The 14242-nt window shown below is 42.1% G+C and carries 15 protein-coding genes; 6 read left to right on the top strand and 9 right to left on the bottom strand.

All coding sequences use genetic code 11. The features are described from left to right. Positions 1-8: 8 nt before the first annotated feature. The 4 genes from ACZIX4_RS09570 to ACZIX4_RS09585 all read right to left on the bottom strand — a co-directional run bounded on the left by ACZIX4_RS09570 (position 9) and on the right by ACZIX4_RS09585 (position 5194). Complete coding sequence (locus ACZIX4_RS09570; RefSeq protein ID WP_463335408.1) at positions 9-2642, bottom strand: DNA gyrase/topoisomerase IV subunit A; 2634 nt, start codon at positions 2640-2642, stop codon at positions 9-11. Between the two features lie 104 nt (positions 2643-2746). Further along, positions 2747-3811, bottom strand: coding sequence for a hypothetical protein (locus ACZIX4_RS09575; protein WP_463335409.1), 1065 nt, complete (start codon positions 3809-3811; stop codon positions 2747-2749). A 71-nt stretch (positions 3812-3882) separates the two neighbouring features. Further along, the gene (locus ACZIX4_RS09580) at positions 3883-4287 is read right to left on the bottom strand and encodes a hypothetical protein (protein ID WP_463335410.1); all 405 of its coding nucleotides are present in this window, start codon (positions 4285-4287) and stop codon (positions 3883-3885) included. A gap of 58 nt (positions 4288-4345) precedes the next feature. Next, entirely contained in the window at positions 4346-5194 is an 849-nt protein-coding gene (locus ACZIX4_RS09585) for an aldose 1-epimerase family protein (protein WP_463335411.1), read from the bottom strand. Positions 5195-5386: 192 nt separating this feature from the next. Here ACZIX4_RS09585 and ACZIX4_RS09590 point away from each other — a divergent pair, with 192 nt between their 5' ends. Both ACZIX4_RS09590 and ACZIX4_RS09595 read left to right on the top strand, forming a co-directional pair. Beyond that, positions 5387-7018 carry an NADP-dependent glyceraldehyde-3-phosphate dehydrogenase gene (locus tag ACZIX4_RS09590; protein WP_463335412.1) on the top strand — a complete coding sequence of 544 codons (1632 nt, stop codon included), beginning with the start codon at positions 5387-5389 and terminating at the stop codon, positions 7016-7018. Between the two features lie 375 nt (positions 7019-7393). After that, a complete protein-coding gene (locus tag ACZIX4_RS09595) occupies positions 7394-8011 on the top strand; it encodes a porin family protein (protein WP_463335413.1) in 618 nt (205 codons plus the stop codon). Between the two features lie 33 nt (positions 8012-8044). Here ACZIX4_RS09595 and ACZIX4_RS09600 read toward each other — a convergent pair whose 3' ends face one another. From ACZIX4_RS09600 to ACZIX4_RS09610, 3 genes are read right to left on the bottom strand one after another with little or no spacing between them, the layout of a single operon-like run. Next, positions 8045-8491, bottom strand: coding sequence for a sensor of ECF-type sigma factor (locus ACZIX4_RS09600; RefSeq protein WP_463335414.1), 447 nt, complete (start codon positions 8489-8491; stop codon positions 8045-8047). Positions 8492-8493: 2 nt separating this feature from the next. Then, positions 8494-8889, bottom strand: a complete 396-nt coding sequence (locus ACZIX4_RS09605) for a hypothetical protein (RefSeq protein WP_463335415.1) — start codon at positions 8887-8889, stop codon at positions 8494-8496. Between the two features lie 30 nt (positions 8890-8919). Continuing rightward, positions 8920-9462 carry an RNA polymerase sigma factor gene (locus ACZIX4_RS09610; protein WP_463335416.1) on the bottom strand — a complete coding sequence of 181 codons (543 nt, stop codon included), beginning with the start codon at positions 9460-9462 and terminating at the stop codon, positions 8920-8922. Positions 9463-9607: 145 nt separating this feature from the next. Between ACZIX4_RS09610 and ACZIX4_RS09615 the strand changes: the two genes are divergently transcribed. The 3 genes from ACZIX4_RS09615 to ACZIX4_RS09625 all read left to right on the top strand — a co-directional run bounded on the left by ACZIX4_RS09615 (position 9608) and on the right by ACZIX4_RS09625 (position 11390). Continuing rightward, positions 9608-9925, top strand: coding sequence for a four-helix bundle copper-binding protein (locus ACZIX4_RS09615; RefSeq protein WP_463335417.1), 318 nt, complete (start codon positions 9608-9610; stop codon positions 9923-9925). A 79-nt stretch (positions 9926-10004) separates the two neighbouring features. Further along, the gene (locus tag ACZIX4_RS09620; RefSeq protein ID WP_463335418.1) at positions 10005-10661 is read left to right on the top strand and encodes an HAD family hydrolase; all 657 of its coding nucleotides are present in this window, start codon (positions 10005-10007) and stop codon (positions 10659-10661) included. Positions 10662-10733: 72 nt separating this feature from the next. Beyond that, the gene (locus ACZIX4_RS09625) at positions 10734-11390 is read left to right on the top strand and encodes an HAD family hydrolase (RefSeq protein ID WP_463335419.1); all 657 of its coding nucleotides are present in this window, start codon (positions 10734-10736) and stop codon (positions 11388-11390) included. A gap of 57 nt (positions 11391-11447) precedes the next feature. Here the strand turns inward: ACZIX4_RS09625 and ACZIX4_RS09630 are convergent, their stop codons facing one another. Both ACZIX4_RS09630 and ACZIX4_RS09635 read right to left on the bottom strand, forming a co-directional pair. Continuing rightward, complete coding sequence (locus ACZIX4_RS09630; RefSeq protein ID WP_463335420.1) at positions 11448-12734, bottom strand: cryptochrome/photolyase family protein; 1287 nt, start codon at positions 12732-12734, stop codon at positions 11448-11450. Positions 12735-12737: 3 nt separating this feature from the next. Then, the gene (locus ACZIX4_RS09635) at positions 12738-13202 is read right to left on the bottom strand and encodes an SRPBCC family protein (RefSeq protein ID WP_463335421.1); all 465 of its coding nucleotides are present in this window, start codon (positions 13200-13202) and stop codon (positions 12738-12740) included. A gap of 145 nt (positions 13203-13347) precedes the next feature. Between ACZIX4_RS09635 and ACZIX4_RS09640 the strand changes: the two genes are divergently transcribed. Further along, a complete protein-coding gene (locus ACZIX4_RS09640) occupies positions 13348-14205 on the top strand; it encodes a DUF2911 domain-containing protein (protein WP_463335422.1) in 858 nt (285 codons plus the stop codon). Positions 14206-14242 lie beyond the last annotated feature (37 nt).

The following is a 14242-nucleotide window of genomic DNA, read 5'->3' on the forward strand; positions in this document are numbered from 1 at the left end:
TTTTTGTTTTAATCAAGACTTAAAGTGATTTGTCCGTCATCATCCAGGCTTACTGATGGTTCATCACCTTCCGTTTCGTCTGCAATAACTTCAGGTTCTGCCGGTTCGGATTCTTCATACGGTAATGATTCCAGAAGGTTAATTTCTTTTACCTTATCGGTAGTAAGCTGGTTGCCCTGCGCTTTTATACCTTTTACCGTGATGAAGCTTTCAATGTCTACGGTTATCGTTTCCTTTTGCACACCTTTTACTTTAGGGAAAATCACTTCCGCTACAGGCCTCCAGTCGGTACTTACAATTTCAAGGCGCGAATCCGGGTGGTCTGAAATAAAGGTTTCTTCCTTGTTTTCGTTTTCCACCACAAAACGTTTTATATAATAACGCTGCTTGTCACCATCATAATAAATCGCCGAAAGGGGCTTATCAGGGTTCCATTTTTCCAGCACTATCATACCATCGTCAAAATGCGTGGTAAGTTCCGGCACTATGGTTTTCAGCTTGCCATTTTGGTTGATAACCAATAGCCTGTCGTTAGGTTTAAACTCACCCAGCAACTCACCGCGTGCATCTACATTCAGGCGGTGTACGGTATCGTCAAACCAAATCCTTCTCGGTTTTAGTGTGCTGATTCCCTTTTCTTTAAGTTCAATTTTCTTAATAGGGTATTTGGTAACCGTATTACCCCTTGAAGCACGGCCTTTAATGGCTATTGCTGCGAAATCAAGGTCTATCTTCAGCTTTTTAATACTGCCTACCTGACGTAACAGCACCGTTACAACCTCAGCCTCACCATTAGGGTTACCGCTAAAATACAGCACCATAGAGTCTTTCGTTCCGGCGCTAAGGTCATATGGTTTATCACGCGTTACACCTGATACGTTAAAACGCTTCACATAGCTTGGGCCGTTTTTACCGTCGCGATATATCATGTTGTATATGGTACGCTTGTCGTTCCTGTCAAACACCGCTACGTGTATAATATCCTTGCCTACAAACGTCTTCACATCTACTTTCGTGATAATCATGCTGCCGTCACGCAGGAAGACTATTACATCATCAATATCACTACAGTCGGCTACGTACTCATCCTTTTTAAGTCCGGTACCTACAAAGCCTTCCTCACGGTTTACGTAAAGCTTGGTATTTCGTAATACCACTTTAGTAGCTTCAATATTATCGAAGTTACGTATCTCGGTTTTGCGTTCGCGGCCTTTGCCGTACTTATCTTTCAGGTTCTGGAAGTATTTTACAGCAAAGTCGATGATATGTGCAAGGTTGTATTTTACCTGTTCTATTTCGCCATCCAATGCTTCCAGCTTTTCCTGGGCTTTGTCAATATCAAACTTAGAAATACGCTTAATACGGATCTCGGTAAGGCGTACAATATCCTCTTCAGTAACGGCGCGCTTCAGGTGCTTGGTAAACGGCTTTAGCCCTTCATCTATAGCGCGGATAACGCCCTCCCAGGTTTCTTCCTCTTCAATAAGGCGATAGATACGGTTTTCTATGAAAATACGCTCCAGCGAAAGGAAGTGCCATTGCTCTTCCAGCTCGCCCAACTCAATTTCCAGCTCTCGCTTCAGCAGGTCTACCGTACGATGGGTAGAGATGCGCAGCATTTCACTAACGCCTACAAAGTACGGTTTGTGGTTTTCAATCACACATCCCAGCGGTGCTATAGAGGTTTCGCAGGCCGTAAAGGCATACAGTGCATCTATAGTTTTATCGGGAGACACCCCCGGTGGCAGGTGGATAAGGATTTCCACATCGGCAGCCGTGTTGTCTTCTATTTTCTTGACTTTAATTTTGCCCTTTTCGTTGGCCTTCAGTATGCTGTCTATAAGCGTACCGGTATTGGTACTAAACGGAATCTGCGTTATGGCCAGTGTACTTTTATCTAGCTGGCTGATGCGTGCACGCACACGCACACGGCCACCGCGCATACCGTCGTTATAGTTGGTCATGTCGGCTATACCGGCAGTAGGAAAGTCGGGGTATATGGTAAACGGCTTGTTCTTCAGTATTTTTATCGAAGCATCTATAAGCTCGTTAAAGTTGTGCGGCAATACTTTGGTAGAAAGCCCTACTGCGATACCTTCGGCACCCTGTGCAAGCAGCAACGGAAACTTCACCGGCAGGTTTACCGGTTCATTTTTACGTCCGTCATAACTCAGCTGCCATGTGGTTATCTTAGGGCTGTACAATACCTCAAGGCCAAATTTACTCAGCCTTGCTTCGATATATCGCGAAGCAGCAGCCCCATCGCCGGTAAGTATGTTACCCCAGTTACCCTGGGTATCTATAAGCAGGTCTTTCTGGCCTATCTGCACCATGGCATCGCCTATACTGGCATCACCGTGTGGGTGGTATTGCATGGTATGCCCCACCACGTTAGCTACTTTATTATAGCGTCCGTCGTCCAGTTCTTTAAGTGAGTGCATAATACGGCGCTGTACAGGCTTAAAACCGTCTTCAATGGCGGGTACGGCACGCTCCAGGATTACGTACGATGCGTAGTCCAGGAACCAGTCCTTGTACATGCCGGTGACTTTCGTAATGGTTTCACCGGCTTCGGGCTCGTGCCCCGGCGGATGAAAGTGGCCTTCACCACCTTCTAAAGGCTCTAATTGTTCTTCGTCCATGTATTGCCTCCTTGTGTTTGTTAGGTCGAAAAATCCCTGTGTTTCCTAAGTAAAAACACGATTTTTACAAATATATTAAAAAGGGTCGAAAAATGAAAACCTGCTTATTTTAACTCACGAAATAATCCTGAAATTTTCGGTGCAAAAAACGCTATTAATGCGTATGTAACTAATACGGAATTAAAGTAGATATTACTAAAATAACCGTACGGCTGATATATTCCGTCTAATAGGTATTTAAGTATGAGTATTATAGCAAAAAAACGCAATGTTATTGTAAACGCCTGTTTGCCATCTATATCCTGATGTGATAATTTAAGTAGCCTTAATATCTTTTCGGGATTCAGCAGTAGCAATGCAATGATTACTGTTGGGAGAACATATTTCAGGTATTGAAAAGAAATATTTTGCAGTAAATAAAAATAAGAATCTAAATGTTCCAGCATAACATAAATACCCAAAATTTTCATCAGGAACTCAACAATAGAGTACGTTGTAATGTGTGAAAAACTGATTTTTACAGGGTATTTATGTACCAGTAAATAAAGGCTGCTTAAAATAACGAGTTCAGCAATATTCAGAATGATATACCTGTTAAGCTTTTCGGGCATCATTAAAAAATCATTCGATGGATAGGCATACAAGTATATAAAGGAAATAATGCCTGAACCTGCTGAGGATAAAATAAGCGCTTTTATAACTGTATTTGCAACTTCTTCTATTGTTAACGGATGTATATTTTCAGAAGAATTATCCTGGCGGACACCTATGACATGGCCTGCAAACCACGGCGAAAATACAAAGAGGAGGTACAATATAGCGCAAATGGCAAGATATAAGACTATGTCCATAAACCAGGAAACAGTTACTCCCCAAATTAAACTCTGAAAAAGCGGCAGTACAATTAGCGTTGCTAAGGCGGTAAAAATAGTTCGTAGTAAAGATACCGTGAATCCCGTAGTTTTTACAGATAGTGGCTTAAGCATCATAACAACCAAAAAAAGTAACAAAGAAACAACCGCAGATGTACCTGTCTTTTCAACATAGTTTACAGGTTCATGCATCTGGACACCGAACAAATAAATATTCCAGGTGCGGAGAATCTCATTTATGCAAAACAGCGAAAGGCTAATGTGGAGCAGAAGTTTATTGGTGATTGGTTTTTTCATGGAAATAATGCTTCAGAAAGTAAAGCAGTAAAAATAAAAAATCCCGCAAAATTTGCGGGATTCGTATTACTTTAATTTGTAACCGTAACAGTTTTTACAATAGGTGTTGAACTGTCGGCAGTCTGGAAACGGAGTTCGTAAGTTCCTGCTGCGCTGGCTGTAAATGAGTATTCTTTTGTAATAGTACTTTCAGTCTGCGTACATTCGCAACCGTCATAATCTACTATGGCTGTAATATTTTTGGGGAAACCGGTAGTTTCGCTAAAGCTGTTGAATACGGCACAGCTGTTATACGTTTTAATGACAACGTTAAACGTTATTGCGGTATTAATCGTAGTTGTGGCCGGGCCACTAACGGTTGTAGCCGGTCCGCCGGTCCTTGCAAAACAATACGGCTTGTCATCGCCAAGGCTGCATGCCGATATGCCTATTAAAGCCGTTAGGCTTAGTGCTGCTATTAGTGTTTTTATTTTCATCTGTTTGGTTATTATTTGGAATAAAGATACAAAATTGCCCTTAGGGTTGCGTAGCGTGTTAAAATACCTTTACTGTAAATGCAGCAGTATAGTTGTTAGAAGGTGCCAGCAGCAGTATGCCTTCTTTCTCCAGTATATTACCTGTGGCGTTGTTATTGTCGCTGTAACCCTGCCATGGCTCTATACAAAGGAATGGAGCGTCCACTTTTGTCCAGATACCCAGGTGTGGAAAATCGGCGAAGCCAACCTCTATATAATTTTGCCCTTCTTTTTCTATCGTAATGCTTTTACTTTCAAGTGCCGTGAAAATAAGTGCATCGTTTTCAAAAAGCGCATAATGTAACGGTACAGTACCATTTTCTGAATCAATAGTAACCTGTTGTTCAGACAGGAGGTCGTTTTCCAAGGCTGTGCTTAGCAGTGGCTCGTCTTTTTCAAACTTCAGGCTGTACGAATTGAAATCTCCGGGTAGGGCAAAGGCGGGGTGCGCTCCTATAGAAAAAGGTAAAGCATCAGTGCCGTGGTTTATTATATTGTATTCCAGTTTCAGGGTATCTTCTGTAAGGATATAAATAAGCTGTAGTTCAAAATCAAACGGGTAAACGCTTTTGGTAGCATCCGAAGCTTTAAGGGAAAATACGGCGCGGTTACCTTCGTTGCTCACTAGTTCAAATACATTATCCCTTGCAAAACCATGCCTTGAAAGGTTGTATGCTGTACCATTATATGTATAAGTGTTATCTTTCAGGGTGCCCACTATTGGGAAAAGCACCGGCGAGTGCTTGCCCCAAAAGTCGGGGTTGCCTTCCCATATATATTCCTGTTCGCCTTTTTTTAATGAAAATAGTTCGGCGCCTTTTGGGTTAATGCTTGCCGACAACGTACCGTTTGTTATGGTTACAGACATCTTTTGGTTTTTTGTTTTTAGTGTGTGCTAAAATATCAAATCTATTGTTCATTGCAAATAAATATAACAATACAAATCCTTGTAAAATTTTCCTACAACGTTTGCTGCATTTTTCTTAAAAATATGTATTCCGTATTGTGTTGTTTTGTAATTTTAGTGTACAAATAACCATACATTTCTAATAACACAATTATGGAGCAAACAAACTGGAAAGCCGGCAGTGCGCCGCTTTTTAAAGATGAGACCCAAATCCCTGAAGAATACAGGATACCGGAAATACACCAGCGTGAATACCTTGTAAACGGTGAGTGTGTAGCCTGGAACGGGACTGTAGATACTATTTATTCGCCGGTATGCATACCCGGCCCCGATGGCCTGCAGCGTAAAGTGGTGGGCAGTATCCCTAAAACTTCACCTAAAGAAGCTATGGAAGCGCTTGATGCTGCCGTGGCTGCCTATAACAATGGGTTGGGCGAGTGGCCTACCATGTCGGTAGAAGGCCGTATAAAGTGTATGCAGAAATTTGTATACCTGATGATACAGCAGCGCGACCTGGTTATAAAACTGCTAATGTGGGAAATAGGCAAAACCCTTGCCGATGCTACTAAAGAATTTGACCGTACGGTAGATTACATCAACGATACCATAGGTGCGCTGAAAGACCTTGACAGGGAATCGTCGCGTTTCCAGCTGGCTGAAGGTACGCTGGCGCAAATACGCCGTGCACCACTAGGTGTGGTGCTGAGCATGGGGCCGTTTAACTATCCGCTAAACGAGATATTCACTACCCTTATCCCTGCACTGATAATGGGTAATACCATATTATTCAAGATGCCGAAACACGGTGTATTGGCACACTACCCATTACTGAATGCTTTTAAAGAGGCGTTCCCTAAGGGGACTGTAAACACGTTGTACGGTAAGGGATCTGAAATTATTACCCCGGTTATGGAAAGCGGTAAGGTAAACGTGCTTGCGTTCATCGGGTCGAGCAAGGTGGCAAATGGCCTTAAAAAGCAGCACCCTAAGGTAAACAGGCTGCGTGCCATACTAAGCCTTGATGCTAAAAACGCTGCTATTGTTACCAAAAATGCCGACCTTGATGTGGCAGTAAGCGAATGTATACTTGGTGCATTGTCATTTAACGGGCAGCGATGCACCGCGCTTAAACTTATTTTTGTACAGAAAGAAGTTGCGGAAGAATTTACAGCCAAACTTAGTGCGGCAGTATCGGCCCTTAAACCTGGGCTTCCGTGGGAAAGCGGCGTAAAAATAACCCCGCTGCCTGAAGCCGATAAGCCGGCTTATCTGCAAGAATGTATAGTAGATGCTGAAGCCAAAGGTGCTAAGGTAATCAACGAAAATGGCGGTTACAGCGAAGGTTCGTTCTTTTTCCCGGCTGTGGTTTATCCTGTAAACAGTGATATGAAGCTTTTCCATGAAGAACAGTTCGGGCCTATAATCCCGGTTGTGCCTTTTGAAGATATTGAAGAGCCTATAGATTACCAGGTGAATGCTTCGCATGGTATGCAGGTAAGTATCTTTAGTAACGACCCTCAGGAGGTGGCCAGCCTTATAGACCCGTTTGTAAACCTGGTAAGCCGTGTAAACATCAACTGCCAGGCACAGCGTGGCCCGGACGTTTTCCCTTTCACCGGAAGGAAAGACAGCGCCGAAGGTACACTATCAGTATTTGATGCCCTTAGGTCGTTCTCTATCCGTTCGCTTGTAGCGGCAAAAGCTACCGATACAAATAAGGAATTGCTGAATAGTATTGTGTACGACCATAAATCTAATTTCTTAAGTACAGATTATATATTCTGATAAAATTTTAAGAATATTTTAACAAAGGCTGCCTTACGGGCAGCCTTTTTCTTACCCCGTTTTATTGATTCCTGATATTTTTAAGATACTGCACGGCTAAAGATTTTTACCATTCGTCGACACTTTATTGCCATTTACCTAAAACAAGGCATTGAAGTTTGTAATGTGTAGTACTTTTGTCAGGAAGCTAATAAGTACTGATGGGATACATGCTTATTAGTGGAATGAAAAGTAAAATTTTCATAAATTGGTTTTGATTGGTTTTGTTAATTTCCTGTAAACGCTTGTTTACAGGAAATTTTTTTTTGTGCCGTATCCTAAAAAAATAAAACAGGCATTGAATTTGCTATTGCTTACAGCAATAAAACCATTCATATGAAAAAACTCTTCTTTTTACTTGGAGGCCTCATCACTACGCTACCTGTTTTGGCACAGGGCAGGGGCAATATAGAAGCATCATTAAACATTGGTTACAACTCTGCCACTGTAGACAGTGATTACTACGGTGCGTATGATTACAGGAGTGCTTTTAACGCAGCGGTAGGGCTTGATTTTTATATAAACCACAGTTGGAGTATAAAAGTTAAAGGCATTTATGACCGTAAAGGTTTTAATGACGTGCTGTTTACTGATTATTATGGTAATACTTATGACACCAACATACAAATGGATTATGTTACCGTGCCGGTACTGGCCAGTTGGCATTTTGGGCCTACAAAAAACTGGTACCTGCATTTTGGTCCGTACATAGGTTTCCTTACCAATGCTAAAGACACCCGCTACAATGTAGATGTAAAACAGGATTTTAATGAAACAGATGCCGGTGCTGCTTTTGGCATTGGGGTAAAAATACCTGTGAGTAATATGGTACGCCTGTATTTTGAATACGATGGGCAGGCAGGGTTTACAGAAATATACCAGCAGCCGTATGATGACTATAATACCACAGTAAGGAGTTCCTTTAACTTTGGGGTAAACTTCCTGCTGAAATAAAAAACTCCGCGATGTAAGTCGCGGAGTTTTTTGTTATTCTTTCTTTTTAAACTGTTCCAGCAGCTTTTGTTTAAAATCTTCTTCGGCCTTCTTCAGTTTAAGTATTTTTATAGGGCTTATAACCGTTTTTAAATCTTCTACCAGTTTAGCCTTCAGGTTGTATAGTTCCTTATCGGCGGCTTCCAATTTGCACAAGTTTGCTTCAGCTTCCTTGGCCGACATCTTATCAAGCCCGTCATCCTTCATTTGCTTTAAAATGGGACGCATTTTTTCGTGGCGTATCTTATACTGTTTTTCGTCGTACGCATTGTATATAGGCCAAAATTTAGCAGCCTCATCGGGTGTCAGGTCCAGCGCTGTGGTGAAAAACGAAACCTTCAGGGCCTTTATTTGCTCATGCTTTTCTTTTTTGTCCTGCGCCTGTAGTGTAAATACGGTAAACAACAGTACGGGCAGTAATAGTAGGTTTTTTAGTTTCATGGCTATTCTGATATAGTATTGTTTAACAGGTAATCTTCAATTGCTTCATCGCTTATGGCCATAGAGCCTTCCAGTTCTTCAAAATCGGCATCGTCAAGGTGTTGCCCCAGGTCGTATGCCGAAATGTTTGTATTGTACACCAGGTAGCTTTCTATAGCAGCCGCATCGGGCTGGGGGCTTGCCCTGTTATTTAGGAAATAAAAAGCCCCGCCTGCCAAAACAGCAAAAGAAGCTGCAGCGCCAAACCAGGCCGGTTTCCGCTTGTACAGCGGCACCACTTTTATTTCCTGCTGTGGTACAGCCTGCATTATCCTGTCGGCAAGGTTGTCAAAGTACTTGTCCGGTACTTTAAAACCTGCTTTCAGTTTATCCGTTTCATCTATCTTAAAATCATTCATATCGTTTTGACTGCTGTTTTAACAAATGGTTTAATTTCTGTTTATATAATCTTCAATTTTTTTTACGGCATGGTGATACGATGCCTTCAGCGCACCCACGCTCGTACCCAGTATTTCCGACATTTCCTCGTACTTAATATCCTGGAAATATTTCATTTTAAATACCAGTTGCTGCTTCTCAGGCAGGGTAGCTATGGCCTGTTGCAATTTCAGCTGGAGCGCATCGCCTTCAAAATAATCGTCGGCGATGAGGTTGCCCACCGCTTTTTGCAAAACTTCCTCACTTGTTATGCCGCTTTTTTTCGCCCTCTGGTTAATAAAGGTTATGGCTTCGTTAGTAGCTATACGGTACATCCAAGAAAACAGTTTGCTTTCGCCTTTAAACCCCTGCAGGTTGCTGTACACTTTAATGAAAGTATTTTGCAGTACATCGTCGGCATCATCGTGGCTTATTACTATAGTCCGGATGTGGTTATACAACGGCCTGCCATACTGGTTTACCAGCTGCCTGTAAGCCGCATCGCGTGTACCGGGGTGTAAAAGCTGTGCTATAAAAGCCTTTTCGTCCTGCAAAATCCTTTGTTGTTTATAGGTAAGACTAAAGATACATTAAAAGGTTTAAAGCTTATAACACTGTACAGCTTTAACAAGATATTAGTATAACTGCCTTTTGGTGATTTGTAACTTTATAAGATACAAACTTTAAATACAAACAGTTATGAAGAATAATGCAATGATTGATGCCTGCTTGGCCTGTTTTGCAGCATGCGAAATGTGCGCCACTGAATGTATTAAAATGATGAAGGAAGAACACCTGAGGTGTATAGCCCTGTGCCGTGACTGTGCTGAAATTTGTATGCTTTGCGTAAAATTTGAAGAAAGAGGATCAGAATACAGCCAGCACCTTATGAACCTGTGTGCCGACATGTGCAGCACCTGTGCTACAGAGTGCAGCCGTTTTGAAAACATGCATGCACACTGCCACGAATGTGCCATAGCCTGCCGCGAGTGTGCTGAAGAATGCCTTGCCTACTAAGGTTAAATAACCAAAAACTTTATACAATATCCTTTACTAATCGTAAAGGATATTGTATTTTTGGGCTTTACACACAATTATGGTAAAAACAGTTATTTTTGATATGGACGGTGTAATTGTAGACACCGAGCCGCTACACTATTTTGCTTACTACAAACACTTCGAGCATCTTAACATAGATGTACCCCACGAACTCTACGCAACATTTACGGGGCTGAGTACTAAGAATACTTATCAGCGCCTTAAAGAAACCTTTGCGCTGGATCATGCCGTGGAAGACCTGATACAAAGCAAGCGCGATTTCTTTAACGAGGTTTTTGATACCAAGGAAGACCTTGACCTGCTACCGGGTGTCTTTAACCTGATTAAAGATTTTTATGCCAATGGTTTACAACTCGTACTGGCTTCGTCGGCATCTAAGGTTACCATAAAGCGCGTGTTCGACCGTTTTGGGCTGCACCAGTATTTTACGCATACGGTAAGCGGGGAAGATTTTCCGCAATCCAAACCGCATCCTGCAATTTTCCTTAAAGCTGCCGAACTATCAGGCACGCCTGTGGAACAATGCATTGTCATAGAAGATAGTGCGAATGGTATTAAAGCTTCTAAATCGGCAGGTATATTTTGCGTTGGTTACAAAAGTGCCAATACCGCCCCACAAAACCTTAGCGAAGCTGATATGGTTATCAGCCATTTTGATGAGCTTAATGCGGAGAAGGTAAAAGGCCTTGTTTAAGTTAATACAGTTTAATAATGATATAAAAGAGCTAAGAGGCTAAGTTTCTCAGTGGCTCAGCAGCTTTTAAAAATGATAAAATCAGTAATATTTGATATGGATGGGGTAGTGGTAAATACTGAACCCCTTAGCCACAAAGCAAACAGTAAATTTTATGAATCGCTGGGTATAAATGTATCTGATGAGGTATACTCTACATTTATAGGGAACAGCGATGTAAACATCATCCAGAAGATAAAAAACATCTACGGCGTAGAGGTTGCCGAAGATGTACTACTCCAACAATGCCTGGACTATTATTGCGACGAATTTGATGCCGATGAAACCCTGGAGCTAATGCCGGGTGTAAAGGATTTGATAGTAGACCTGCACAATAACGGTGTTGTGATTTTACTTGCATCATCATCATCTAAAGTAAAGATAGAGAGGGTGTTTAACCGTTTTGGATTAAACCCTTACTTCAGTCATAAAATCAGCGGGCAGGACTTTGAGTTTTCAAAACCGCACCCTGCAATTTTCCTCGAAGCGGTGGCAAAATCAGGCTTCACTGCCGATGAGTGTGTAATTATAGAAGACAGCACAAACGGTGTAAAAGCCGCCAAGGCTGCCGGGGTATTTTGCATTGGCTATAAAAGCGAGGAAGAAACAACACAAGACACCTCGCTGGCCGATATAGTAATTACTGATTTCAGCCAACTGAGCTACGAGAAAATCAAAAACCTGAAATAGTTTTAGTTTTCAGTCGCAGTTTACAGTGTTTAAAGGCTGCTGACTGCGACTGAAAACTCATCTGTTTAATCCTTCTTTATAGGTTTTAAGTGCGCGTTCGCGGGCTTCCTTATGGTCTACCATAGGGGTATAGGTCAGTTCTTCAAATTCAGGTACCCATTTACGGATGTATTCCAGGTTTTTGTCAAACTTCTTTACCTGCTCGCTTGGGTTAAACACCCTGAAATAAGGTGCAGCATCTACACCCGTACCTGCTGCCCACTGCCAGTTGCCTATATTGCTGGACTGTTCATAATCCAACAGCTTTTCAGCAAAATAAGCCTCACCTTTACGCCAGTCCAGCAACAGGTGCTTACACAGGAAACTGGCCACTACCATACGTACACGGTTGTGCATATGCCCTGTAGCATTCAGCTCGCGCATACCGGCATCTACCATAGGGAAACCGGTTTTACCCTCGCACCATTTCTTATAATAGGCTTCGCTGTAACGCCATTTTATGTTGTCATATTCAGGCCTGAATGCCTTGGTAACCGTATGCGGGAAATGCCATAATATCTGCATGAAAAACTCCCGCCAAATCAGTTCCTTTAAAAACGTAGGGTTATTGCTGTTATCTGCTTTTTTAACTATTTCGCGTATGCTGACTGCCCCGAAACGTAAATAGGGGGCTAAGTGCGACGTACCGTCAATAGCCGGGAAGTTCCTCGTATCTTCATAATGATTGATAAGCTTATCCGATACATCGTAAGGTTGAGGTTTTATATCCGATTCCTTAAAGCCAATATCGTTTAGCGACAAATAGGGGTAATCATGCTTAACCAGGTTTTCTGCTTTAAGCGAAACAGGATAACCTTTAGTATCTGCTTTTTTAAAATACTCCAGCCAGCGCTTACTGTAGGGCGTAAATACCACATAAGGTTCGCCATTGTCCTTTACAACTTCATCCCGTTCAAAAATTACCTGGTCTTTAAAGGTTTTCAGCTCGACGTTATGTGTGTTTAATAATTCTGCTATTTGCTTATCCCGGTTTTGGGCATAAGGTTCATAATCGTGGTTGGTATACACTGCTGTAACTTCATGGTCTTTCAGCAGCTTTTTAAATACATTTTCGGGAGTATCATGAAACACTGCCAATGAGCGTTGGTGTGATTTCAGTTCTGTATTAATACCATCCAATAGATGAGAAATGAATGTTACCCTTGCATCATCTTTCGGCAGTTCTTCCAGTATGTTTTTGTCAAATATAAAAATGGGCAAAACCTGCTCGCCACTCGTCAAAGCTTCATGCAGTGCGTGGTTGTCATACGTTCTCAGGTCGCGCCTGTACCAAAATATCACCATAAATTATCCTTTAAATTCCCCGAAAAGCTCGGCCAGTTTTTTATACCTGTAATTAAATGTTTCCTCCAGCTTCGGTTTTACCAAAAATGGGTATGCCAACCTTCCCAAAATTCCCATTGGCAACTTATAATGTACAATATCTTCCATTTCCACGCCTCCGTCTATTTCTTTAAAGAAGTGCTTATGGTGCCAGAATGTATACGGCCCAAACCGTTGTTCGTCTACAAAAAACTCACGCTCGCGAACGTGTGTAATTTCGGTAACCCAGTGCAATTTAATTCCAAACAAAGGCGTTATGGTATAAGTAATTACCTGCCCGGCAAACATTTTACGCTCATCGCCACTAAGGGTTGTAAACCCCATACTGTCAGGGGTTATTACGGCAAGGTTTTTGGGATTACTCATAAAGTCCCACAGTTGGGATAGGGGTACAGGCAACTTTTGTATGCGGTGCAGGGTGTATACCATTTTTTAACAGGATTTAGGTGTGCAAATTACAAACTGCCCGGCGTAACTTACCACGGCGCACCTATAATTTTAAGTAATTTTAACAAGTGTCAGCGAGATATTAAGTAATTTAGCAGCGCAAATAAAAACAAGCATATATAACATTATGAAGAAGATAATCCTTACAGCAGCAGTGGTACTTGGCCTTACATTTACTGCTACTGCGCAGATACAAACCCCGCTTGCCAGCCCGCGAGGCACAGTAGAACAAACCGTAGGCCTTACAGATGTTAAAATTGACTACGGGCGTACCAGTGCACGTGGCAGGACAGTGTATGGGGAGTTGATTCCTTTTGGGCGTATATGGCGTACCGGTGCTAATGCCAATACTACCGTAACTTTTAGCGATGATGTGGTTATAGGTGGTAAAACCCTGAAAGCCGGTAAGTATGCGCTGTATACCCAGCCAAAAGCGGACAGCTGGGATGTAATATTCTACACCGATACAAACAACTGGGGTGTGCCTGAAAAATGGGATGAAACCAAAGAAGCGGTTCGTGTTACCGTAAAACCGGAATACCTGAGCCGCCCGGTGGAAACACTTACGTTAGGTATTAACGGCCTTGATACGGATTTTGCTTTCCTGGAAATTGCCTGGGAAAAAACAATGGTAGCTGTTAAGTTTGAAGTGCCTACACGTGCTACTGCGCTTAAAAGCATAGAAAGTGCTATGAATGGCCCGTCGGTAAACGATTACTATTCGGCTGCGCAGTATTTTTACCAAACCAATGCTGATTATAGCAAAGCGCTGGGTTGGATAAACACAGCTATAGAAAAATCACCAAAAGATAAAGATGTACCATTTTATATGCTTAGGCTGAAATCGCTGATACAATACAAAATGGGCGATAAAAAAGGCGCTATAGAAACGGCACAACTTTCGCTGCAAGGTGCTGAAAAAGCAGGTAACGCCGAGTACATCAAAATGAACAAAGACGCTATACAGGACTGGAGCAAGAAATAATTTGCACCATTCTTAATTATACAAAAGCAGCCCATAA

It is taken from the genome of Flavobacterium niveum, assembly GCF_055231775.1.